Origin of the sequence: Haloarcula sp. CBA1115 (genome assembly GCF_000827835.1) — an archaeon.
Taxonomy (GTDB): Archaea; Halobacteriota; Halobacteria; order Halobacteriales; family Haloarculaceae; genus Haloarcula; species Haloarcula hispanica.
The window spans coordinates 272,878-295,258 of sequence record NZ_CP010530.1; the positions used below are offsets into that span (position 1 = coordinate 272,878).

19 protein-coding genes and 1 pseudogene are annotated in these 22,381 nt (G+C 61.4%); 8 read left to right on the forward strand and 12 right to left on the reverse strand.

Going from position 1 to position 22,381, the window contains the following annotated elements:
* Positions 1-43: 43 nt before the first annotated feature.
* Positions 44-3,208 (reverse strand): GAF domain-containing protein, encoded by a 3,165-nt coding sequence (locus tag SG26_RS18200; RefSeq protein ID WP_050038395.1) that lies wholly within the window; start codon positions 3,206-3,208, stop codon positions 44-46.
* Positions 3,209-3,749: 541 nt separating this feature from the next.
* Between SG26_RS18200 and rdfA the strand changes: the two genes are divergently transcribed.
* The 6 genes from rdfA to SG26_RS18230 all read left to right on the forward strand — a co-directional run bounded on the left by rdfA (position 3,750) and on the right by SG26_RS18230 (position 10,216).
* Complete coding sequence (gene rdfA, locus SG26_RS18205) at positions 3,750-4,397, forward strand: rod-determining factor RdfA (RefSeq protein WP_050038396.1); 648 nt, start codon at positions 3,750-3,752, stop codon at positions 4,395-4,397.
* A complete protein-coding gene (locus SG26_RS18210) occupies positions 4,394-6,184 on the forward strand; it encodes an archaea-specific SMC-related protein (RefSeq protein WP_050038397.1) in 1,791 nt (596 codons plus the stop codon). Before rdfA ends, SG26_RS18210 begins: the two co-directional genes overlap by 4 nt.
* A gap of 153 nt (positions 6,185-6,337) precedes the next feature.
* On the forward strand, positions 6,338-7,162 hold the full coding sequence (locus tag SG26_RS18215) for a hypothetical protein (RefSeq protein WP_050038398.1): 825 nt from the start codon (positions 6,338-6,340) through the stop codon (positions 7,160-7,162).
* A 407-nt stretch (positions 7,163-7,569) separates the two neighbouring features.
* On the forward strand, positions 7,570-8,418 hold the full coding sequence (gene nadE / locus SG26_RS18220; protein ID WP_050006959.1) for an NAD(+) synthase: 849 nt from the start codon (positions 7,570-7,572) through the stop codon (positions 8,416-8,418).
* Positions 8,419-8,564: 146 nt separating this feature from the next.
* Positions 8,565-8,762 carry a 30S ribosomal protein S17 gene (locus SG26_RS18225; RefSeq protein WP_050038399.1) on the forward strand — a complete coding sequence of 66 codons (198 nt, stop codon included), beginning with the start codon at positions 8,565-8,567 and terminating at the stop codon, positions 8,760-8,762.
* 119 nt (positions 8,763-8,881) lie between these two features.
* Positions 8,882-10,216 carry a 5'-deoxyadenosine deaminase gene (locus tag SG26_RS18230; RefSeq protein ID WP_050038400.1) on the forward strand — a complete coding sequence of 445 codons (1,335 nt, stop codon included), beginning with the start codon at positions 8,882-8,884 and terminating at the stop codon, positions 10,214-10,216.
* A gap of 19 nt (positions 10,217-10,235) precedes the next feature.
* Here the strand turns inward: SG26_RS18230 and SG26_RS18235 are convergent, their stop codons facing one another.
* The 3 genes from SG26_RS18235 to yqeC are packed head-to-tail and all read right to left on the reverse strand — an operon-like array spanning position 10,236 to position 12,092.
* Positions 10,236-10,616, reverse strand: coding sequence for a Rid family detoxifying hydrolase (locus SG26_RS18235; RefSeq protein WP_008312058.1), 381 nt, complete (start codon positions 10,614-10,616; stop codon positions 10,236-10,238).
* Positions 10,617-10,648: 32 nt separating this feature from the next.
* Positions 10,649-11,266 carry a nucleotidyltransferase family protein gene (locus SG26_RS18240; protein WP_014031300.1) on the reverse strand — a complete coding sequence of 206 codons (618 nt, stop codon included), beginning with the start codon at positions 11,264-11,266 and terminating at the stop codon, positions 10,649-10,651.
* Positions 11,267-11,312: 46 nt separating this feature from the next.
* Positions 11,313-12,092, reverse strand: coding sequence for a selenium cofactor biosynthesis protein YqeC (gene yqeC / locus SG26_RS18245; RefSeq protein ID WP_050038401.1), 780 nt, complete (start codon positions 12,090-12,092; stop codon positions 11,313-11,315).
* 94 nt (positions 12,093-12,186) lie between these two features.
* Between yqeC and SG26_RS18250 the strand changes: the two genes are divergently transcribed.
* Together SG26_RS18250 and selD are read left to right on the forward strand one after the other, a co-directional pair.
* Positions 12,187-12,435, forward strand: a complete 249-nt coding sequence (locus SG26_RS18250) for a sulfurtransferase TusA family protein (protein ID WP_014031298.1) — start codon at positions 12,187-12,189, stop codon at positions 12,433-12,435.
* Between the two features lie 2 nt (positions 12,436-12,437).
* A pseudogene (gene selD / locus SG26_RS18255) lies at positions 12,438-13,477 on the forward strand (selenide, water dikinase SelD).
* 17 nt (positions 13,478-13,494) lie between these two features.
* On the opposite strand, the gene yqeB reads toward selD, so the two are convergent.
* The 8 genes from yqeB to SG26_RS18295 form a co-directional block, all read right to left on the reverse strand.
* Positions 13,495-15,075 (reverse strand): selenium-dependent molybdenum cofactor biosynthesis protein YqeB, encoded by a 1,581-nt coding sequence (gene yqeB, locus SG26_RS18260; protein WP_050038402.1) that lies wholly within the window; start codon positions 15,073-15,075, stop codon positions 13,495-13,497.
* Entirely contained in the window at positions 15,072-15,317 is a 246-nt protein-coding gene (locus SG26_RS18265; RefSeq protein WP_023843018.1) for a hypothetical protein, read from the reverse strand. The genes yqeB and SG26_RS18265 overlap by 4 nt, the downstream gene beginning before the upstream one ends.
* Positions 15,318-15,319: 2 nt before the next feature.
* Complete coding sequence (locus SG26_RS18270) at positions 15,320-15,673, reverse strand: DsrE family protein (RefSeq protein WP_014031294.1); 354 nt, start codon at positions 15,671-15,673, stop codon at positions 15,320-15,322.
* The gene (locus SG26_RS18275; RefSeq protein ID WP_014031293.1) at positions 15,670-16,041 is read right to left on the reverse strand and encodes a DsrE/DsrF/TusD sulfur relay family protein; all 372 of its coding nucleotides are present in this window, start codon (positions 16,039-16,041) and stop codon (positions 15,670-15,672) included. Before SG26_RS18275 ends, SG26_RS18270 begins: the two co-directional genes overlap by 4 nt.
* A gap of 100 nt (positions 16,042-16,141) precedes the next feature.
* On the reverse strand, positions 16,142-18,622 hold the full coding sequence (locus SG26_RS18280) for a xanthine dehydrogenase family protein molybdopterin-binding subunit (RefSeq protein ID WP_050038403.1): 2,481 nt from the start codon (positions 18,620-18,622) through the stop codon (positions 16,142-16,144).
* On the reverse strand, positions 18,619-19,188 hold the full coding sequence (locus SG26_RS18285; protein WP_050038404.1) for a (2Fe-2S)-binding protein: 570 nt from the start codon (positions 19,186-19,188) through the stop codon (positions 18,619-18,621). Before SG26_RS18285 ends, SG26_RS18280 begins: the two co-directional genes overlap by 4 nt.
* A 126-nt stretch (positions 19,189-19,314) precedes the next feature.
* Positions 19,315-21,765 carry a xanthine dehydrogenase family protein molybdopterin-binding subunit gene (locus SG26_RS18290; RefSeq protein ID WP_050038405.1) on the reverse strand — a complete coding sequence of 817 codons (2,451 nt, stop codon included), beginning with the start codon at positions 21,763-21,765 and terminating at the stop codon, positions 19,315-19,317.
* On the reverse strand, positions 21,758-22,336 hold the full coding sequence (locus SG26_RS18295) for a (2Fe-2S)-binding protein (RefSeq protein ID WP_175055174.1): 579 nt from the start codon (positions 22,334-22,336) through the stop codon (positions 21,758-21,760). Before SG26_RS18295 ends, SG26_RS18290 begins: the two co-directional genes overlap by 8 nt.
* Positions 22,337-22,381: the final 45 nt, after the last annotated feature.

Below are 22,381 nucleotides of genomic sequence, written 5' to 3' on the forward strand. Positions count from 1 at the left end.
TCAGCATATACTCTATCAGACTAGCAAACTCAGACAACAGGCGCTATCTATCTAGATGCTGGGTCGTTCCCCCTTCGCTAAACAACTGTTCTAGAAGCTTCCGAACAGCTACCCGGAGGTGGTGGCTGAACGTCGGCTGTGATATATCGAGTGTATCGGCGATCTCCTGACCGGTCTTGTCACGGGGTGATTGATAGAATCCGCTATAAAAGGCTGCAAGCAGGACCTCGAATTGGCGGGGGGTTAGCTGTGCTGTCAATTCTGAATGGAACGACTCACGGGTTTGGACACCACGTTCCCGCTTGTGGCGGCCCACGAGTTCGATGTCCGGACATGAACGCCGTAATTCAGCTATGAGCTGGCGAATGTCAACCGTCTGTGGGACCTCAAGCTGAATCTCCAGAGTCTCCCCATCAGATTGGATTAATTGCGGGGCTCCTCCTTGTTCGGCGACTGTCAGTGCGAGCTGTGTACCCGATACTGTTGCTTCGAACAAGCTCGTGTCTTCTGTGTCAGTTAAACACTCTAATCGCTCAATTCGGGGAAGAATGTCCAAACACGCTTGTAGGTCATCTGGTGGAGCGTCAGTGCTGAAAAACACGATACAGCTGGTATCTCCCTGTGGGACGATACCCTCGAATGTGATTTCTGTATCGGCGACGCCCGCAATCCGATGAATGATATCGTCGGATTCCGTTGCTTCTAGCTGGAGTTCGACAGCCCGATCTGCGACGAGCCCCTGCTTCGTCTCAATGCTGTTGATGGCGTATCCGACCGTTTCACTCACCTCCTCGAGTACTGACTGTGTCGGCAGATCGAAAACGTCCGGCGTTTTCGCGTACACAGTCAGGATGCCGTAGGAGAGTTGCTGATAGCTGAGCGGAATGCTGACGACTGACTGGAACCCACGTTCCAGTAGTCGCCGTTGCCACCCTTTTCCCCTGAGTCCGTCCGCGATATTGTTGTTCAGCGTCTGTTCGTTAGTCCGGGCTGTCTGGACTGCTGGTGGAGGCGGTGTCTCATTGGAGGGCGTGCGCGATTCCTCCAGAAAGCCACGGTCGGTCCCTGCCCACGTCCGTGGCGTGACTCGGTCGGTATCGGATTCGTATTCCCCGATCCACGCAAACGAACAGATGTCGGACGCGACCAACTGGTCACACACCGCTTGCTCTATTTCTGAGCGACTGTCTGCCCTGAGCACTCGCTCGTGAATTTTCTGACTCAGCTCTGTCAACCGATTCATCTGCTCGAGCTGAACCGTCTGTTGCTCCAGATCGCGCTGCCTGTCTTCGAGTTCTGTCTCGTATGTCAGCCTATCGAACGCCGTTCGAATCGTCGCCCCCAGGAGTTCGGTAATTCGACGGGTCTGGGTATCGAACTCGCCGCCGATCGTGTCGCCCGCTCGAAGCACTCCATGGTCGCCCAGCGGGACAAACACGGCCTTTCCGTCAGTCATCGTGTCCTCGCCCGCTTTCGAGGTCGAGTTTCCGTCGCAAACGATAGTTTCCTCGGTGAAAAAGGCCGAACTCACGAAGCTATCACCGTCTGCTGGGATAGCTTGTTGCTCCTCGGTCTCCGTGGTCGAAAGCGGGCGAAAGGTGTTCGTATCGCTGTCGAACGCGTACAGCACGACCTCAGGGAGACCGATGATATCACGGGTCCGCGAGACGACAATTTGAGCGGCTTCCTCCTCTGAAGTCACACCCAAGAGATCTGTCGCCGTTTCGTACAACTGTGTAAAACCCATCTCAGCCCGCTGCGTCTGTAGTTCGTTTCCGATCCACTTGCTCAGAAGGTCTACGAGTGTCACGTCCCAGTCTGAGAACTCTGATCCGCCCGTTCCGGACCCATAGAAACAGAGCGTCCCGTATATGCTCCCACCCACAGTGAGTGGCGTTCCGAGATACCGATTGACTTCGTCGCCCCATATCTGATCTCGGTCAGCGTCGCCGCATTCGGCATCGACGTCTGTCATCACGATTGTCTCCTCGTTCCCGATAGCTTTCGCACAGGGGGTTTCCGACAACGGAATCGTTCCGCCTGAAAAAATCGTTTCGTCGGGTGTCTGGAGCACTTCGAAATCGTATTCCATCCCGTTGACGCGAGAGAGCGTCGCGTACTCGGTTCCAAGCACGCTACGACCGACTTGCATGAGATCCGCTATCTGTTCCCGGAGCGCCCCGTCCCGCGCTGTGAACACTTCGGTAATTGTTCGTAGGACTTCTTCCCGCATTTCGAGTTCGGCACGCGTTGCGGTTGAATGGAGGCCATCGGCGACAATCTCCGCAAGCTCTGTCAGCACTGCCTGCTCCGCTTCGTCAAACGCGAAAGGCGTGTCCGCGTATATCGAAATCACACTCTGTACTGATCCAGTGTACTGGATCGGGAGAACGATCATCGACCGGAACCCGTACTCCGATGCGAGCTCGTGCCAGGGCTGGACAGATGATTCAGTCCGGATATCTGACGCTACTTGATGTTCGCCGGTTTCGATCGCGTGGCCGAACGGCCCGTCATCGAAAACTGAGCGGCCATAGCGGGAGACCATCGCTTCGACGTATTCGAGTGCGTCGCCACCGCCCGCGGTGGGGACGATATCACCTGCCTCGTTTTTTTCGCCGATCCAGGCGAACTGGTAGGCATCCGAACTGGTCAGAATTTCACAGACAGCCTCTTGGATCTCTTCGGCTGTTGACGCCCTCAGCACTTGGCGATTTATTTCCCTGAATAGTGAATTAATCCGCGATAGTCGCGCTGTTTCTCGGCGGAATCGGTATGATTCCACCGCGTTCTCTATCCTGTTTGTGAGCACCGCGTACTGCTCTGGCCCGCCGCCCTTGACGAAGTAATCGGTGACGCCGGCTGAAACCGCTTCGCTGGCGAGTTTTTCGCTTCCTTGGCCTGTCAACAGGATAAATGGGAGGTCGCCGTTAGACTGTCGCACCGTTTCTACGAATTCAATCCCGTCTGCTTCGGGCATCTCGTAGTCACTGACGATACAGTCGATCGACTCGGAACCGAAGTAGCTGAGCGCATCCTCGACGCTTGCGGCTTCGATAACCTCGATACGGTCGTTCTCGTGTTCCAGCAGTTCCGCCGTTGTCCGCCGGAACTCTCCGTAGTCATCGACTAACAACACCTTGATTTTCGAGGCTGCCGTTCCACTATCCGTTGGTGCCGGTCCAGTCTCACCGGCCAACTTCCGCATACTACACTACTTACGCAACAGTCCGTATAAACGTTTGACTTGGTTGCAACGCTGCACGGTTCTACGTCTGGTAACAGTAACCATCTCTCGCGAGGAATCCGGTCTGCCCTCCAAATGCGTAGGAAACTCATATTTTGGAATGTATACGGATACTGCGATCTACCCTAGTTCCCCTCCAAATTTTATTGGGAGGTTGTATATCTTGGAACTTTGTATGTTCTAAAATACACTTTTTGCTTATACTATTATACAGATGTGAAACATCCTGAAACGCCCATAATCGAAGGAATAGATGGAAAATCGACTTTAGTTCTGCGTGAAATTATAGTATAATAACGTTCTTTAATTATCAGATTTCAGTATAAACACCCCAAATTCAGAAAATTTGATAGTATCCTCGATTCATAAATACACACTCTGTTCAACCCTGTATTCCATCTCTAAAATACACACTAAGGGTGTGTTTTCTGCAGGATATACCTACACTGTGCGTACACCGACTGTCAAAAACTATTACTGAGCAGGCAGAAAAAGCTGAACAATGGCTGTTAACTCCGGTTGCAAAGTAGACGCGGTTATCGACAAGTACGGGTTGGCATCAACAGACCCAGTCTACGACACCCTTGATGATGGCCTGCTCGCACGCTGGACGGGCGCTGATGACCGAACCGAAATGGGGTATCGGTCGCTGACAGCGTGGTTCAACAAACGGCTGCTTAAACAAGTCTATACCGAACACGGGCGTGAAACCCTTGACACGCGTGTAGACAGCGATTACGACACGTTGCGTGGTGACGACGACTTGCGACGGGACGAACTCATCGAGCGACTGCAAGCTACGGGTATCCCGGGAGCGTCGCTTCACGACGATATGGTGTCGTGGGGAACGATGCGAACGCACCTCAACGACTGTTTAGACGGTGAAAAAGAGCCCAGGAAGGCGACAACTAACTGGGAGCAGGAGAGCGTGGCAACGGCCAAAACGGTCGTCGAACGGAAGGCCGAAACGGCACTGTCCTCACTCGCGAAGAAGGGTGATATCGACGGCGGTGACACCGCGGAGATAGAGGCCCAGATACAACTCGGATGCCCGGACTGTCCGACCCGTGTTCCGTTCGATGTTGCACTCGAACGTGGGTACGTCTGCAAGCAACACCGGAGCGCGAACTTGTCAACACACGATTCATGACCTGGAACATCGAAATCGAACGAATCGCGGGTATACTTGACGGATCGGCGACAGTAGAGCCGGGAGTGAACGTCGTCCGTGGCTCGAACTGGCAGGGGAAATCGAGCTTCATCGAATCTGTCAAGACGGCCCTTGGCACCTCCACTGAACTGACCGAAGGCGCAGACAGCGGTGCGGTGCACCTCGAAACGCCAACCGGTGTCTACGACGTGACGCTTACCCGAGAGAACGGTACCGTAGTCCGGCACGGCGAGCCGTACCTCAGCGACGAGTACGACGTGATCCGCGCTGAACTGTTCGCGTGTCTGGACGAGCGTAACGAAGTCCGTCGCGCTGTCCGGACAGGAGAAAACCTCGAGGACGTGCTGTTACGGCCGCTGGACTTCCAGAACATCGACTCGCAGATCGAGACGTTACAACGGGAACGCGAACAGATCGAAACGGAACTCACGCAGGCACGCGAGGCCAAAAAGCGGCTCCCCAGCGTGCAAGAGAAAGTGACACGGCTGGAAAACGAGATCGAAGACCTGCGGGCCAAACGCGAGACGATCGACAGTGAGGCAGGAAGCGACGACAGTCCGGAGTCGGTCCGCCGCCAACTCAGCCAAGCTCGGACTGAACAGAATCAGGCGAAAAACCGCGTCGAACGACTCGAACAAAGTATCGAGCGGACGGAACAGCGTCTCTCGGAGCGCCAGGACGCTCTCGACGCTCTCGAAATACCGGAGTACAATGACGTCGCGGACAAACTCTCGGAGGCGCGCGAGAGCCTCTCGCAAGTGGAGCGAGACGCCGAGGTACTCCAGTCCATGTACTCGGCCACTGAGATGGTACTCAGCGAGGACCGGGTTGACCTGCTTACCGAGGTGGAGCGCGATATCGACGGTGACACCGTCGCCTGTTGGACGTGCGGCAGTGAGACGACACGGGCGGACTTGGCTGACCAACTGGACGCGCTCGGAAACGAACTCACGGCGCTCCGGGCCCAGAAAGAGACCTACCGAGATACTGTCGAGGAACTGGAAACACAGCGCGAGGAGATCAGCCAGGCCCGCCGTCGAAAGGCCGATCTAGAGGAAGACATCGCTGAGCTAGAGGCGACGCTGGCCGACCGGAAACAGAGTCTCGACGCAGCCAGAAACAGGCTCGAACAGGCTCAGTCGGACGTGGAGCAGCTTTCGGACCACGTTGATGCGGCCGTGGCGGAGCTTTCGGACGTCGAAAGTGAGATCAAGTACCGCGAGGCCGAACTCGAAGACACCGCCGACGAACTGGCGCAACTCGAAACGAGGGCGGCCCGTGTCGACACGCTCGAAACCGACCTCGAAACCGTCCGTGACGACCTCGCGGAACTTCGAAACCGGAAAGACCGAATCAAGCGTGAGGCACGGGAAGCGTTTGACACCGCGATGAAGGATATCCTCTCCCGATTCGGGACAGGGTTCGAAACGGCTCGACTCACCGCTGACTTCGATATTGTGGTCGCCCGCGACGGCCAGGAAGCGAGCTTAGATGCCCTCAGCGAGGGGGAACTCGAACTCATCGGCTTTGTGGCAGCGCTGGCCGGTCGGCAGTCGTTCGATGTCGGCGACGCTGTGCCACTTCTGCTCGTCGACGGCCTGGGCGGGCTCGACGACGACAACCTCCACACCCTCATCGAGTACCTGCAGCAGGGAACGGAGTATCTGGTGTTTACTGCGTACCCGGAATACACGGCGTTCGACGGACGCGAGATCGACCCGACCCAGTGGACTGTTGCGAACGAGAAAGAGGCCTCGGCCGACTGATAGCGACCGAACTGGAGTGTTCTCGTCACTGACGCCGATACCCTTAGCTGCAGGCCTCTGGTGTCTGAGAATAGCATATCTACCTAGGTGTAATTTCACTTTTAGGACAATAATACAAAAATACTATTAACAAAGACGGCTTTTTCAAACCAGATGGCAAACATACGGGTCAAAGATTGGACGAAAAATAAATTGAGGGGAATACGGGCTGCGGAGTCACACTCATCGTACGATTCGGTCGTCAAAACACTGCTAAAAGACCGTAAAATCGCGAAGTACGCGGACGACGCCTCCGATACCGTGACTGGCGAGTCCGTGCAGTCACAGGACGCCGACATCGATAAGCCGTTCGACGATATGACTGTGCTGGCAGAACTGACTGGTAGCCACGACGACGTGTTGTTCCTGTGGTGTCCGAACTGCGGGAACGAACTCGTCCACTTCACGGTCGAGCGGCCGCTTGGTTGCTCCGTATTTGAGATGGAGTGCCAGCGGTGTCTTACGCATCTCGACAGCTGGGCCATCGTCGCTATCGAACTGCAGTATCCAATCGAACAGAAGATGATCGAGGGACAGCTTCAGGCAGATCTCAAAGCCTGTGTGATAGACTACTGGGACCGGACATTGCAGGCGGCGGCTAACGATACTCTCGACACAGAGGCCCCTGCCGACCGTCTCGTGTGGCAGTTCGATCAGTATCACAAGCAGTTCTCCTGGGACTGGCCGACTGATGTCCCGACTGTCAGTTTTGTCCCCGGCGTCACGTATCGCAACACCGTGACTGATGAGCGAATCGAAGTCGTCGAAGCTGTCACCGAGAACCGGAACGCGATGGATGCGTACACAGTCAGACGCTACGCTGCAGACGGCGATGTCGTCTCGGACCAGCTAGACAGCAGTGCAATCGTCGACCGGATCGTCAACCGGGAACTTGTCGTCGCCGAGCAGGCCGTGGGAACGACCAAACCCACGACCTGATGAATCACGATGCCAACCGTCTTGGCTTATTGCTGGTGTACGCGGTCTGCCTTTCAGAACACGGTTTGGCGGGGCCGGGATGAGCGGGGAGTACAATTGCTCTGAAAGCGCCCGTTCCCCCTCAGCAAAGGGTTAAAGATAAAACGATATACTGGATATAGTGAAGCGCACATCCGATTATAGTCACAAGAATATTGTGATATTGGTCAGATACCCGTATACAGTTTTGTATAACCATAGGTAATGTATAAGGTGTATCGAGGCTACCGAAGACACTCATGACGTTTGTCGACAACAGTTATACGACACCAGTGGCCTACGTTGTAGTATGATTAGGCTGGTTGGATGCACGCGTTCGGTAGTCGTATCTCCGAGCGTGCCTTGGGTAGCGGGGGAGGAGAAAGTCCGTGAGTAAAGCGACGCACCCTCACACGCTCACACTCCCGCGTGAGGACCACGGATTGGCGACGTCGAAGGCAGCGACCAGACGGATACAGGGAATCCTTCCGGTGTTCCTGGAGAACAAGATCACGGAGGCGGAGGCTAACGGACTGGTCGTTCCGCTCGACGGCAGCATCGAATCGACAGTTGCGGCGGCGCTGGCTGTCGACGGCATCGGGGCCGACTACGTGACTGGACTGGTGATGCCGGTACAGCTAAGCGACGAGGGGCCTGCTCGGACGGCTGAAACCGTCGCGTCGCTGCTTGACATCGACTGTCACCGGCTCAATCTGCAGCCAGTGCTGACGGCGTTCCAGCGAGTTGTCGGTGAGACCGGGGGGCCGACCGACGACCTCGTGGCGATGCAAAACGCTGGCGAACGCTTCCGGATGGCGTGTAAGTACTACGTCGCAAACACCAGGAACGAACTCGTTGTAGGGACTGTCTCCCGGACTGACCGACTGCTGGGCTCCGTTGCGAAACACGGCGAGAACGGCGTGGACCTGTCGCTGTTTGGCGACCTCTATAGAACTGAGATCGAGGCCCTGGCTGCTGCACTTGCGGTTCCATCGGACCTCCTCGACCAGTCACCCCATCCAATGGAGCACACTGGGGCAACTGATGCGGCGGAACTGGGTATCGACCAGCGAGACCTCGACAGCGTCCTCCACTTCGCGATTGATAGAGGCTGTTCCGTGTCGGTGGTTGCCGACAAGGTCGGCGTCAGCGAATCTGTCGTTGAGCGTACGGTTCAGTGGTGTGCCAGTACGCGCCACAAGCGACACACGCCACCAAAGCCATCGATGGATAACTGACACTGTCGGCTGTTCGTCTGTGGCGTATTTCGCCACCCTCGGGGAGTCACAAATCTCTCGCAAGAGGGACAGCCAACAGTACGAGCCAAACGTGGTATTTCTGTGAGCAAAGCAGTTAACAGCCACACTCCGCGATTCTCACACCCATGCAGGCCGACCCTCAGGAGATAATCGACATCGGCGACAGGCTACTGTCGGAGTACCCCGAACTGTTTACTGAGCAGTACGAGACAAACACCCGTCTCGTTCAGCGACTTGCCAGCGTGGATTCGTTTCGTACCCAAACCAGACTCACCAGATACATCACCCATCAAAAACGGACACGGAACGGCTCGCAAAGATGAGGCCACTGCGAAGCACACGCGACACACGGAATGCCACACGTCTGTGGCCGGGTTGTCTGCACTCGGCGCTCGTCCCGATATGAGGACCTTCTTTATGTAGAGACCGTCTTGCAGGACGTATGTTACTCACTGGGACTGTCGTTGCGGATTCTGAGACTGTTCTGCAGGACGGGGCGGTCGTCGTCTCCGGGGACCGTATCGAGGCTGTGGGTTCACGTGCCGAACTCGAATCGCAGTACACCAACCACGAACACCAGTCCTACGACGTGCTGTTGCCGGGACTCGTCGGCGGCCACATCCACTCCGTACAGAGCCTTGGCCGTGGCATCGCCGACGACACGGAACTGCTCGACTGGCTATTCGACTACATTCTGCCGATGGAGGCCTCCTTGACCGCCGAGGAGATGGAAGTCGCGGCGAAACTGGGCTATCTGGAGATGATCGAAAGCGGGACTACGACCTGTATCGACCACCTCTCGGTCGCCCACGCGGACCGCGCCTTCGAAGCGGCGGGCGAGATCGGTATCCGTGGCGTGCTCGGCAAGGTGCTGATGGACCAGCGCTCGCCGGATGGGCTGCTGGAGGATACGCAGGCCGCACTGGAGGAGTCCGAGCGGCTCATTCAGCAGTATCACGGTGCCTACAACGACCGGATTCGGTACGCTGTCACCCCGCGATTCGCCGTCTCCTGTAGCGAGGCCTGTCTCCGGGGAGTGCGCGAACTCGTGGACAAATACGACGGCGTCCGCATCCACACCCACGCCAGTGAGAACCAGAGCGAAATCGAGACGGTCAAAGAGGATACCGGGATGCGCAACATCCACTGGCTCGACGAGGTGGGTCTCACCGGTGAGGACGTCGTCCTTGCGCACTGCGTCTGGACCGACGAGAGCGAGCGCGAAGTCCTCGCAGAAACGGGGACGCACGTCACCCACTGCCCGTCCTCGAACATGAAACTCGCCAGCGGCATCGCGCCGATCTGGGACTACCGTGACCGCGGTATCAACGTCGCCATCGGCAACGACGGACCGCCCTGTAACAACACGCTCGACGCGTTCACCGAGATGCGACAGGCGAGTCTCCTCCAGAAAGTCGATCAGCTAGACCCGACAGTGACGCCCGCGGCCGAGATCTTCGAGATGGCGACGCGCAACGGCGCGAAAGCCGCCGGCTTCGACGAACTCGGCGCGATTCGGGAGGGGTGGCGCGCCGACATCGTCGGTCTGGATACGGACCTTACGCGGGCAACGCCGCTGCACGACGTGCTCTCCCATCTGGTGTTTGCGGCCCACGGCGACGACGTCCGCTTCACGATGGTCGACGGGAACGTGCTTATGGAACACGGCGAGGTAACCACCATCGACGCCGACGCCGTGCGTGAAGAGGCCTCGACTATGGGGCTTGAGATGGACCTCGAAGACGAACGCAAGTCCGCACAGGAACAGAAGCCCTGAGTGGCCCTTGGCGGTGCCCTTACTCGCTCGTCGCGATTGCTTCGATTTCGACTCCCACGCCCTTTGGCAGGCTTGCGACCTCGACCGCGCTCCGGGCCGGCGGCTCGTCGTCGAAAAAGCCGGCGTACGTGTCGTTCATCGACTCGAAATCGTCGATGTCGTCCAGATAGACGGTCACTTTCAACACGTCGCTCATCTCCAGTCCCTCCGAAGCTAGCACCGCTTCGACGTTCGATAGCGCCTGTTCCGCCTGCGTCGCTATCGGTTCGTCGTCCAGCAGGTCGCCGTCTGGCGTCATCGGAATCTGGCCCGCGGTGAACACGAGCGAGCCGTTTGTCGTCGCCTGGCTGTACGCGCCGACCGCATCGGGTGCATCGGCCGTGCTGATTGTCCGTTTCATCAGTCGAGTGTTCCACCATCAGTGTCTTAAATTTACAGGCTGTCGCGGCGGTCCGCGAACTCGGCGAGGTCAGCATCGGTATCGATATCCCAGTGGATGCCGGGGTCCTCAACCTCGATGAACGCTGTCCGCTCGGTGGTCTCGATGATATCCCGACCGCCGCGGTCGCCGGAGACTGAGGCGAGCGCATCGAAGTGGTAGCCGTCGAATAGCACGGGGTTGCCCCGCGTCCCCTCGTGTTCGGGAACGACGACGGTTGCCGTCCCTGTACGGTACGCTTCGATAAGCACCTCGATAGTTTCGGCCCGGACGAAGGGCATATCGCCCAGTAGGAACAGGGCGGCGTCCCAGCCGGATTCCTGTGCATAGTCGACTCCATGTCGAACCGACGCGCTCTGGCCGGCCGCGTAATCGTCGTTATGACGAAGCGAAACTGAGAGCGCCTCTAGCGCCTCAGCGACAGCCACGCCCTCGTATCCGAGGACGGCGACAACGTCCGACAGCGGTGACTCACATGCGGTTTCGGCTACCTGTCGGACGACTGCCCTTCCGCCGATGGTTGCCAGTAGTTTGTTACCCGGCTCGTACCGTGAACTCCGCCCAGCGGCGAGGACGACGCCACCGACTTCGGTCCGGTGCTGCCCGCTCATCGTGGCCCTCGTTTCACAACGATACTGAGTAGTTCACCGACGTTCGTCACCGCTGGTCCTCCTGCACATCCGTCGCAGCGACGACCTCACAGATATCCGACGCGAACGACGTAATCACGCCCCGAGAACACCGGCCTGTCTGCGACAGTGCGTGGCTGAGAACGTCTCTGGCGGTACGCCGCTGTGATTCGGTATCCGCTTTGTTGACCAGCGGTATCACAGACGCCTCGGTTGGCGCGTTTCGGAGCCCACCCTCAGGATGTGTGAGCACTGTCCCGACAGCCTCCACCGTAATGGTGTCGCCCACATCGAGGCCTGTGATGTCCGCTACCCGCTCCGGCCGGTGGACCACGTCCGTCGTCAGCACTTCACCGACGGCGGCGACTGAGGCGACCGGAACGACGTGGCTCGCTGTCCTCGGTACGACCGGTTCCCTAGCACCGGGCGCTTTGAACTCGCGCTTGCGTGCGCCGTCAGCCTTGACGAGCAGCCAGTCGAACAGTCCAGCCTCGGATAGCTGTTCCACCACACTCGCGTCGAACCCACGAACCTTCCGGTCGACTCGCGCCGGATCGGCTACCTCCTCGCGAGCGAAGGCAACTGGCAGTTCGTGTGCGTGAAGGTCGGCCCGCCACTCGTCCGGGCCAGTGAGCGTCAGCGGCAGGTCAGGCGGCGGTGGCATCGCTGTCGTTGTCGTGTAACCCACGTCGTACCCCCTGTCGGTCCCTTCGGCGGTCAACTGTCCCATCGCGGTTTTCTTCCCACCGGCCCCGACAAAGGCGACAGCAGCGCTGGAACCCAGACCCAGCGCAGCAGCCAGATGCATACAGTCGCTCCGCGGGACACACAAAAATAGCTTGCCGGGGCAACAACGTGTGTCGCCGACAGCGTTTTTGTGATCTAGTGGCACACGTACCCGTATGCCCCGCGTAGACGTTCGTGGTGAAATCTGTCCCCGGCCGGCGCTCATTGTCCGGCAGGCGCTTTCAGACCTCGACCCTGGGGAGACGCTCGTCGTTCGAGGTGATTACCCACCGGCCGAAAAGAACCTGCGGCGGATGTGTACGACTCACGGCATCGACGTGACGACCGCAGAGACCGCCGGCGAGTCCGACGAGTTCGAACTCGAACTTCAGGTGACCGAGATGGCGTCGCTATCGGAGGCCTGAGTGTGGGCACCGATACGGCGGCTGATGGAGACGAGGAGACGACTCGCCTGACGGAGTACACGGAACTCCACGGCTGTTCCTGCAAAGTCGGCCAGAGCGATCTCGATTCGCTGCTCGCCGATGCCGGCCTCACGGGTGACAGCGACGCGCTGCTGTTCGGTGTCGGCGAGGACGCCGCCGCCCGGAAACTTACCGACGAGCTCGCGCTGGTCTCGACGGTGGATTTCTTCACGCCTATCGTCGACGATCCGTACGACTTCGGCCGTGTCGCGGCCTGTAACGCCGCCAGCGACGCGTTCGCCACGGGGGCCGTCGAGAACGTCGACTGCCTGGTCGTCCTCGGCCTCCCACGAGAACTAACCGACAGCGCGGCCTCAATCCTCGCCGGCATGGCCGACGCACTGGACGCGATGGACGGCGTCATCGCCGGCGGCCACACAATCATGAGTCCGTGGCCTTTCGCCGGTGGCGCCATCTCGGCGACAGCACGGCCAGACGCCCTGCTCACTTCGCAGGGGCCAGCCCGGGCGACCGGCTCTACCTGACCAAACCGCTCGGGACACAGCCGGCTATGGGGGCGACCCGCGTGACCGACGCGCAGTTCGTTGAGACAGTCACCGACGCCGCTGACCGCCCGCTCGACAGTATTGCTTCGGAGGCCATCGCGTGGATGACGACCCCGAACCGGGACGCAACGCTGGCGTGCCGTGAATACGCGACAGCCGCGACCGACATCACCGGCTTCGGCCTCGCCGGCCAGAGCCGCGTGGTGGCCGACCGCTCGAACGTCGGTATCGAACTGACACACCTCCCGGTCATCGCAGGAACGCCCGCCCTTTCCACGCTTTTCGGATACGGGCTAACTGACGGGGAGAGCGCGGAGACCAGCGGCGGACTGTTCGTCTCTGTCCCGCCGGCCGCGACCGACGCCGTCGAAGCAGCGTTCGACGACGCCAGCGTGTTCTACCGAGCTGTCGGGCGTGTCACGGGCGGCAGCGGCGTTACGCTGGATGACCTGACCCTCGAAGAAGTCCGTTCCTAACGTCTAGTAGGAGCCTTCTACCGCAACCGAAGCGTCGCCTCCAGCACGCCACCGCCGAGGCACAGCGCCTTGTCGGAGATCTTCGCTGGGTCGACGGACTCGCCGCGGGGGTCGACGTCGCCGAGCTTTGTGCCCTCGCTGACGCCGAGGCCGCCGTGGACCAGACCGCGAACCAGCCCGTCTATCTCGGTCTCGACCGGCCGGTCGTCGACGGTGCCGACCACGTCGCCGGCTGTGACACTGTCGCCGATGGCGACCGTCGGAGTCCAATTACCGTCGACCGGGGAACGAAGCACCCGCTCGTGAGTGTAGCCGCGCCGTTCGCCGGGCTCGCCGTCGTATTCGCTCGCAGTCCCCTCGTAGAACACGCGGCCGAGTTCGTGCCCGCGGTCCGTTTCGACGACCGCGTCCACGTCCTCACCGGCCTCGAACCCCGGCCCCATCCCGACAACTACGTCGGCGTCTCCTCGACGCGTGCCGGTGTCGAACTTCCCTTTCGCCATGATAGCGTCGACGAGCACCGCGGCATCGAGTTCGTCGGCGACGGTTGCCTCTGGGTCGACGAGTACCGGGACGACATCCCCGGCGAGCAGTTCGAGCGCCTCGTCGACATCAGAAGCTGCCTGGCCGGTGACCCCCTCAACAGTCACCTCGTCCTCGTACAGCGCCGCACCGAAGGCGACCGCCCGCCGGACGACTGTCGGCTGTTCGACTTCGGTGACGATGACCGGGAAGCCGGCCTGCTGGAGCCGGTAGACCACGCCGCTCCCGAGGTCGCCACCGCCGCGGACAACGACGAGGTCGTCGAGGTTCAGGCGCGTCGCCCGCTCACCGGCGGCGTCGTGGCGGTCCATGGTGACCTCGGCGAGAATCGAGAGCGCGACGGCGGCCGGCCCGCTCCCGCCGAGGTCGAGCCCCACCGGCGTTCGGACCCGGCTGAGGTCCCGTCGGGCGTACCCCGACTCGGCGAGCGAGTCGAGGACGTGGTTGGCCTTCGCCTCGCTGGCGACGAGGCCGACGTAGCCAGCTTCGTCGTCCAGCGCCGTAGCGACGGCGTCCTGGTCGAACGTCCCGCTCCGCGTCGCAACGGCCACGGCTGTCTCGGTCCCCATCGACAGGTCGCCGAGCGCCTCGCCGTAGTCGCCGTGAATCACGTCGGTAGCGTCGGGAAACTGCCCCGGGTCGGCGTAGGCCTCGCGGTCGTCGACCACGGTGACGGCGTAGCCAAGTCGCTCCGCCAACGGAGCCAGCTCCGTGCTGATGTGGCCGCCGCCGGCGATGTAGAGCCGTGCCTGCCCGCGAACGCGGTCGATGAACACCTCCATCTCGCCGCCACAGACCATTCCCGTGTTGCCGCCGCGTTCAAGTTCGTACGTCCGGACGCCGGGGTCGTCGGTTCCCGAGAGTACTGACCGAGCGTCTTGGACGGCGAGGTGCTCGACTGTCCCGCCGCCGATGGTCCCGTACTCCTCGTCGTCGGTGACGACCATCTTGTCCCCCACGTCCCGCGGTGCACTGCCGTCCTTGCGGACGATGGTCAGCAAGGCCGCCGACTCTCCCTGCTCGGCCAGTTCGTCGATACGTTCGAACAGGCTCATACGAAGCTCTTCACCTCCTGTTCGACGATGGCAGCGACTACGTCGTCGTAGGGTATGGGGTCGATGTCCGGCGTGAGGTCGACCCCCCGTACGTCCACGTCCCTCGCGACCGCCGAGACTGGCGCGTCGATATCCGGCGAGAGGTAGACGCCGTCCTGAATGAGGACGACGTGCGCCTCTGGGTCCCCGGCGGCGGTTCGCAGTCCGATTTCGGCCATCGGCTTGTCGATGAGATACAACATTATCAGAAATCCAGTGTGTGGTCGGCGTCACGGATGCGGGCGGTGACGCGGTCGTCCGACCAGACTGTTACGTCGTCGGCGATTTCACCCTCGTCGACGCCGCGTTCGGCCATCGCCGCGCGGTCCGCGATCATCTGTCCGCCCTGTTCCGCTAAGTCGGCGACGTGCCCGCTCATGTTGAGCGCCTCGCGGCCGACAGCGTCCCGAGCGCCGTACACGCCGTCCTGGGTGAATATCACCGTCACGTCGTGCATATCGAAGCCAGCTGCGACGCCGCGGGCGGCACGCAGCCCCTCCGGGATGTGGACTCGGCCGCACGGAGCGCGGGTGAGCAACACGACGACATCTCGTTTCATAGCGAGACCACCCGGTCAGCCTCACCGATGATGTCCGCCAGGTCCGGAAGCAGCCCGACTTCGACGCCCTCGGGGTAGTCGGCCGGCGCATCGATTCCCCGCGCGTCGACACAGAGCCCGCAGCAGATGACGTCCGCGCCGTCCGCGATAAGCTCCTGAAACTTCTCTGTCGGCATCTCGTCGTACAGTCCGCTGTCCGAACAGCCGGGCAACGTCTGGTCGGCGACGGGGACAAGCGCGCCGTCGAGGTAGTGGAAGTAGCTCACCTCGTGGCCCTGGTCCAGCGCCGCCCGGCCCAGCTCGTAGGCGGTACGCCATCGCTCGCTGTCGAAGGGACCGCCTGTCAGCAGAAACCCGATGTACGCCATACTGTCGAGATTTCGCCGACCTGCTCTTAATAGTTTGCTCGACACAACAAAAAACACTCCGTGTGTGATATTAATCGGAAGAAAACTGTTCGAAACCAACTCACCCATCGTCAGCAGACTGCTCATCGAGTGCCGCCGTCACGTCTTCCGCAGTGAACGGTAGCTCGGTCAGCCGAACGCCGACAGCGTCGCAGATGGCGTTCGAGAGCGCCGGCGGGACGCCGTTCGTCGGGAGTTCCGCGATAGATTTCGCGCCGAACGGACCCGTGGGTTCGTGGGTCTCGACGAGGATGGTCTCCGTCTCGGGGTGGTCGGTCGTCCGTGGCATCCCGTACTGGCGGAACCCGAGCACTTCGGGGTTGCCCTCCTCGTCGAAGGTGAGGTCGCCGCTGGTGGCGTATTCGAGACTCATGTGCTCGCCGCCCTCTATCTGGCCCTCGACCAGTGCGGGGTTGATTGCGACGCCGCAGTCGGCTGCAAACACCAGCTTGTTGAGTTCGTACTCGCCGGTCTCCGTATCGACGGTCACGTCGACGAACTGCGCGCCGTAGGGCGGCGGGCTCTCGTCGGTCGAGTGGTTCCCGTCCCCGAGGATGTGTTCACGCTCGTCATCGCCGTAAGTGGCCTCGTAGCCGATCTCCTCCAGCGACACGCGGTTTCCGGTCCGTTCGCTGAACACGCCGCCGTCGCCGGTGTCGAGCACGTCCGGCGGCTCGTCGAGCAGTTTCGACCCCCACTCTAGCAGCCGCTCTTTGGCGTCCTCGGCGGCGTTCTTGACCGCGCGACCGCTGATGTATGTCGTCGAGGAGGCGTACGCGCCGTAGTCGAACGGCGTCAGGTCGGTGTCGGCAGCGATGACGACGACGTCCTCGGGAGTGCAGCCCAGCACCTCGGCGGCAATCTGGGAGAACATCGTGTCCGCGCCCGTGCCGGTGTCGACGCCGCCGACCTGCAGGTGGAAGCTCCCGTCCTCGTTCATCTGCACCTGCGCCGCGCCGAGTTCCTTGCCTGCGACACCGCTCCCTTGTGCGATGAGCGCCATTCCGACGCCGCGCTTGCGGTGGTCTTCGTCGGGCTGTTCGAGGTCGTCGTAGCCGATAGCCTCCCGTCCGCGGTCGACACATTCGCGGATGCCACACGAGCGAATCCGTCGAGTGAACCGGTCACCGTCTTTCAGGATAGCGACGCTCCGGTCGAGATCGCCCTCTTGGACCGCGTTCCGCAGGCGGAACTCGATGGGGTCGAAGTCGAGGCGGCGGGCCACCTCGTCCATGTGCGCTTCGACGGCGAAGTGGCCCTGTGGCGCGCCGTAGCCCCGCATCGCCGCGCCCATCGGAAGGTTCGTGTGTACCACGTCCCCTGCAAAGCGGACGTTCGGGACCCGGGGATAGAGGGGGAGTGGCTTCGTCCCGACGTTGTTCGCGACGGTCATGCCGTGGGTGCCGTAAGCCCCCGAGTTCGACAGCGTGTAGAGGTCCATCGCCTCGATATCGCCCTCGTCAGTGACTGCAGTCCGCATCTGCATCTGCATCGGGTGTCGAAAGCGGAGCGCGGTGAACTCCTCCTGACGACTCATCTCCAGTTTGACCGGTCGGCCCGCCGCCAGGTGGAGCGCGAAGGCGATGGGTTCTATCGCCATCTCCTGTTTCGACCCGAACCCCGCGCCGATGCGCGGCTTCGTCACCCGTACGTCACGGATGGGCACGTCGAACAGGTGCGCTATCTGGCGGCGGGTGTGAAAGGGGACCTGCGTCGCTGTGATGAACGTGTGCCGGTCATCCTCGTCCGTGTAGGCGATGGTCGTGTGCGGTTCCGGGACGCAGTGGGACTGGTACGGCGTTTCCCATTCCGTCTTGATGACGTGCCGGTCGTCGTCGTTGCTGGCCCGCTCAAACGCCGCCTCCACGTCACCGAGTTCCCCCTCGAAGTGTGATTCGAGGTTTCTACTGTAGTCCGCGCCCGACTGCTTGTTCTCCACGTCGTCGGTCTCGAACAGTTGCGGGGCGTCTTCATCCAAGGCCTCCTCTGGGTCGAACACGGCGTCCAGTTCCCGGTATTCGACTTCGATTTTCCGTGCGGCGCGGTCGGCCGCTTCCGGGTCGTCGGCCGCCACAGCCGCGACCGGGTCGCCGACGAAGCGGACGTGCTCGCGCAACACTTTCAGGTCCCACGGGCTCGGCTCGGGATAGGACTGGCCCGAACTGGAGTACAGTTTGTCCGGGACTACGTCGTCGAACGGCGTGATGACGGCGTCGACGCCGTCCATCGCCTCGGCGGCGCTCGTGTCGACCGATTCGACGTAGCCGTGGGCGATGTCGCTGCGAACCACTTTCCCGTGGGCGAGGTCTGGAAACCGGTCGCGGTAGTCCGCCGTGTAACGGGCCTCCCCGGTCACAATCTTCCGCGCGTCGTCTTTCTCCTCGTCCGCCGTGATGGTGTCGCGTTCGGATTTGGGCTTCCGGTCAGGTTCCCGTGCCACGTCCGCCTCTGACTCCTTCTCAGCTCCGGCAGGGGCCGCGTCTTCCACCCCTGTCCTGTCGGGCTGCTCGCTCGTCTCCCGAGCCCGGTCGAAATCGCTCACTGACCGCCCTCCATGCAGTCGCAGTCGTTGACTGTACACTCGGTCGAATTTGCGACCCTCTCGTTGCCTTCGACTGCCTTCCCACCGTCGGCGGCGACGGCTGTCCCGCCGTCCATCCGCTCGGCGGCGTCCAGCACCGCTTCGACGATTTTCTTGTAGCCGGTGCATCGACAGAGATTGTCCGACAGCGCTTCCCGGACCTCCTGCTCTGTCGGGTCCGTGTTCGCCTCTAGCAGCGCCGTCGAGCGCATTATCATCCCCGGAATGCAAAAGCCACATTGCAACGCGGTGTTAACGACGAAGGCCTGCTGGACCGGATGCAGGTCGTCCTGTTCGCCCAGGCCTTCGATTGTCTCGACGGATGTGTCCCGTACTTTCGTCACCGGCTCGACGCAGGATTTCACCGGTTCGCCGTCGACGTGGACCGTACAGAAGCCGCACGCGCCGGTGTCACACCCCCGTTTCGATCCGGTGTACCCGTTCCGCCGAAGGACATCGAGAAGCGAATCGGACTTCGATGCTTCGACAGTCCGTTCCACACCGTTAATTTCTAGTTCGATTTCCATATGACTCATCAGCTCGCTGGCTATGTCAGCAACGTGACGAACAGAGCGGTAAATAGCTATCGCGGATTTGCGATATGCCACGCCGACACACCGGGTCTGTTGGCGTGACTGTCACCGCGATCGGAGCTAGGCTTTGCGCTCGTCCAGTTTTGCCTTGATTTTCTCGGCGGAAATGGGCATTTCCCGGATACGGACGCCGACGGCGTCCCGGACGGCGTTGGACAGCGCCGGCGGGACTGTGTTTGTCGGGACCTCCGCAACCGATTTCGCGCCAAACGGACCGGTCGGCTCGTGGGTCTCGACCAGAATCGATTCGATCGGCGGCGTCTCGGTCGCCGACGGCAGTCCGTACTCGTCGAAGTCAGTCACTTCCGCCCGTCCCTCGTCGTCGAGCGTGATACCCTCGCTGACGGCCATCTCGTAGCTCATGTGGTTCGCGCCCTCGATCTGGCCCTCGGCCATGCCGGGGTTGATCGCGACGCCACAATCGACCGCGACGACCAGTTTGTGCACCTCGAACTCGCCGGTTGTCTCATCGACGGTCACGTCGGCGAACTGGGCGGCGAAGGGCGGGGGACTCTCCTCGGTGCAATGGGTCCCCTTCCCCAGGATGTGTTCCCGCTCGTCGTCGCCGTAGGCGGCCTCGTAGCCAATGTCTTCGAGTGTGACCGAATCACCGCTGGTCTCGCTGTACACCGTTCCGTCGCCGGTTTCCAGAACATCGACTGGCTCCTCAAGCAGTTTCGCCCCCCAGTCGAGAATCCTTTCTTTTGCGTCCTCGGCGGCCTTCTTGACGGCCATCCCACTGATGTACGTCGTCGAGGAGGCGTACGCGCCGTAGTCGAAGGGCGTCACGTCAGTATCGGCGGACTTGACGACTATGTCGGCCTCATCACAGCCCAGCACTTCGGCGGCGATCTGGAGGAACGCCGTGTCAGCGCCCGTCCCGATGTCGACGCCGCCGACCTGCAGGTGGAAGCTCCCGTCCTCGTTCATCATTATCTGGGCGGCCCCGAGTTCGTCGCCGGCGACGCCGGTCCCCTGCGCGGACAGCGCCATCCCGATGCCGCGGTGCAGATGGTCTGCGGCGGGCTGTTCGAGGTCGTCGTAGCCGATAGCGTCCTTCCCGCGTTCGATGCACTCGTCGAGGCCACACGACCGGATACGGCGCTCCGCGCCTTCGCCGCCCATCATCCCCGCGATCTCGTCGAGGTCGCCGACTTCCATGTGGTGTCGGCGTCGGAACTCGACGGGATCGAGACCGAGGTCGCGGGCGACCTCGTCGAGATGGCCTTCCAGCGCAAGCGTGCCCTGTGGCGCGCCGTACCCCCGCATCGCCCCGGTCTGGGGCGTGTTCGTGTGAACGATATCGGCCTCGAAGTGGACGTTCGGGACCTTCGAGTACAGCGGCAGCGGCTTGCTCCCGACGTTGCCCGCGACGGTCATGCCGTGGCTGCCGTACGCGCCGGTGTTCGAAAGCGCGTAGATGTCGATGGCTTCGATGTCGCCGTCGTCGGTGACGGCCGTCTTCGCTTTGACCTTCATTGGGTGCCGCGAGCGCATCGCGTAGAACTCCTCCTCACGGCTGGCTTCGTACAGGACCGGGCGGTCGGTGGCAAGCGACAGCGCGAGCGGAATCGGCTCGACGACCATCGCCTGCTTGCCGCCGAAACCGCCGCCGACCCGCGGCTTCGTCACGCGGATATCACGGATCGGGATGTCGAACAGGTGGGCGAGCTGTCTGCGGGTGTGGTTCGGCACCTGCGTGCTGGTGATGAGGACGTGGCGGTCGTCCTCGTTCGTGTAGGCCAAGGAGGTGTGTTTCTCGACGTTCGCGTGAGACTGTCGGATCGTCTCCCATTCGGTCTCGTGGACGTGGGTCTCGCCGTCGAGCGCCGCGTCCACGTCTCCGAGTTCGCCCTCGATGTGGGCCATCCGGTTGCGGTCGTAGTCGTGGCCGACAATCTCGTTCTCGACCTCGCCGTCCTCGAACAACTGCGGCGCGTCCTCGCCGAAGGCGTCCTCCGGGTCGGTGACGTAGTCGTACTCCTCGTACGACACCTCGATAGCCTCGACGGCGGCGCTCGCGGTTGTCCGGTCGTCGGCTGCGACGGCGGCAATCGGGTCGCCGATGTAGCGGACGTGCTCGTTCAGAACGTCCATGTCCCACGGGCTCGGTTCGGGATAGGACTGCCCGGCGCTGGTGTATTTTGCGTCCGGCACCGCGTTGGATTCCGGTGTCAGGACCGCGTCGACGCCGTCCATCGCCTCGGCCGCGCTCGTGTCGATATCGGTCACGCGGCCGTGTGGGATTTCGCTCCGGACGACCGCTGCGTACGCCAGGTCCGGATACCGCGCCTCGTAGTCGGCGGTGTACTTCGCCTGCCCGGTGACGAGCTTTCGATCGTCGTACTTCTCCGTCCGGTGGGAGACGCTGTCGCGCTCGTCGGGGGCCTTGTCGTTGTTGTCGGGTTCGTCCCATTCGAGAGGGTGCTCCTCGAACCGTTCGTCTTCGACAGTCTCTGACTGTGAGGCCGTGCCGCCGTCGGCCCTGGCTGTCTCGTCGTCGTCACTCATCGCAGCCACCTCCACAGCAGCCGGTCGACTCGGCTCTGCGCGGGGGCCCATCGACCGACCGGCCGCCGTCCGCGGCAACCGACTGCTCCCCCTGCATTCGTTCTGCTGCGTCCAGAACGGCTTCGACCGGCTTCTGATAGCCGGTACAGCGACAGATGTTGTCGTCCAGCGCCTCCCGGACTTCCCGCTCGGTTGGGTCTGGGTTCGAATCCAGCAGTGCCACCGCCTGAATTATCATCCCTGGGATACAGAACCCGCACTGGACGGCGAAGTTGTCGACGAACGCCTGCTGCACCGGGTGCAGGTCGTCCTGTGTTCCGAGCGCTGCGACGGTCTGTATCTCACTCCCGTCGGCGTCCGCCGCGGCCATTCCGCAGGCCATGCGCACCTCGCCGTCGACGAACACCTTCGATGCGCCGCAGGCTCCGCCGTCGCAGCCACATTTCACGCCGATGTAGCCGTGTTGTCTCAAAACCGTCGCCAGGTCCTCCGCCGACCCGGCTTCGACTCTCGTTCGCTCGCCGTTGATTGTGAGTTCAATATCCACAGAGTACCCTCCAGTTTTCGGCATGCATTACGGATACACGCCTGTTAGTGAACAGGTGTGCAACACCAT

What these genes read in the sequence shown, in the direction of transcription:
- SG26_RS18285 (WP_050038404.1), bottom strand. Translation starts at nt 19,188, where the DNA reads ATGGAAATCGAACTAGAAATTAACGGTGTGGAACGGACTGTCGAAGCA.
- SG26_RS18295 (WP_175055174.1), bottom strand. Translation starts at nt 22,336, where the DNA reads ATGCCGAAAACTGGAGGGTACTCTGTGGATATTGAACTCACAATCAAC.
- SG26_RS18265 (WP_023843018.1), bottom strand. Translation starts at nt 15,317, where the DNA reads ATGTTGTATCTCATCGACAAGCCGATGGCCGAAATCGGACTGCGAACC.
- SG26_RS18290 (WP_050038405.1), bottom strand. Translation starts at nt 21,765, where the DNA reads ATGAGTGACGACGACGAGACAGCCAGGGCCGACGGCGGCACGGCCTCA.
- SG26_RS18275 (WP_014031293.1), bottom strand. Translation starts at nt 16,041, where the DNA reads ATGGCGTACATCGGGTTTCTGCTGACAGGCGGTCCCTTCGACAGCGAG.
- SG26_RS18240 (WP_014031300.1), bottom strand. Translation starts at nt 11,266, where the DNA reads ATGAGCGGGCAGCACCGGACCGAAGTCGGTGGCGTCGTCCTCGCCGCT.
- yqeC (WP_050038401.1), bottom strand. Translation starts at nt 12,092, where the DNA reads ATGCATCTGGCTGCTGCGCTGGGTCTGGGTTCCAGCGCTGCTGTCGCC.
- SG26_RS18210 (WP_050038397.1), top strand. Translation starts at nt 4,394, where the DNA reads ATGACCTGGAACATCGAAATCGAACGAATCGCGGGTATACTTGACGGA.
- SG26_RS18215 (WP_050038398.1), top strand. Translation starts at nt 6,338, where the DNA reads ATGGCAAACATACGGGTCAAAGATTGGACGAAAAATAAATTGAGGGGA.
- SG26_RS18270 (WP_014031294.1), bottom strand. Translation starts at nt 15,673, where the DNA reads ATGAAACGAGATGTCGTCGTGTTGCTCACCCGCGCTCCGTGCGGCCGA.
- SG26_RS18250 (WP_014031298.1), top strand. Translation starts at nt 12,187, where the DNA reads ATGCCCCGCGTAGACGTTCGTGGTGAAATCTGTCCCCGGCCGGCGCTC.
- SG26_RS18235 (WP_008312058.1), bottom strand. Translation starts at nt 10,616, where the DNA reads ATGAAACGGACAATCAGCACGGCCGATGCACCCGATGCGGTCGGCGCG.
- SG26_RS18225 (WP_050038399.1), top strand. Translation starts at nt 8,565, where the DNA reads ATGCAGGCCGACCCTCAGGAGATAATCGACATCGGCGACAGGCTACTG.
- rdfA (WP_050038396.1), top strand. Translation starts at nt 3,750, where the DNA reads ATGGCTGTTAACTCCGGTTGCAAAGTAGACGCGGTTATCGACAAGTAC.
- yqeB (WP_050038402.1), bottom strand. Translation starts at nt 15,075, where the DNA reads ATGAGCCTGTTCGAACGTATCGACGAACTGGCCGAGCAGGGAGAGTCG.
- SG26_RS18200 (WP_050038395.1), bottom strand. Translation starts at nt 3,208, where the DNA reads ATGCGGAAGTTGGCCGGTGAGACTGGACCGGCACCAACGGATAGTGGA.
- SG26_RS18230 (WP_050038400.1), top strand. Translation starts at nt 8,882, where the DNA reads ATGTTACTCACTGGGACTGTCGTTGCGGATTCTGAGACTGTTCTGCAG.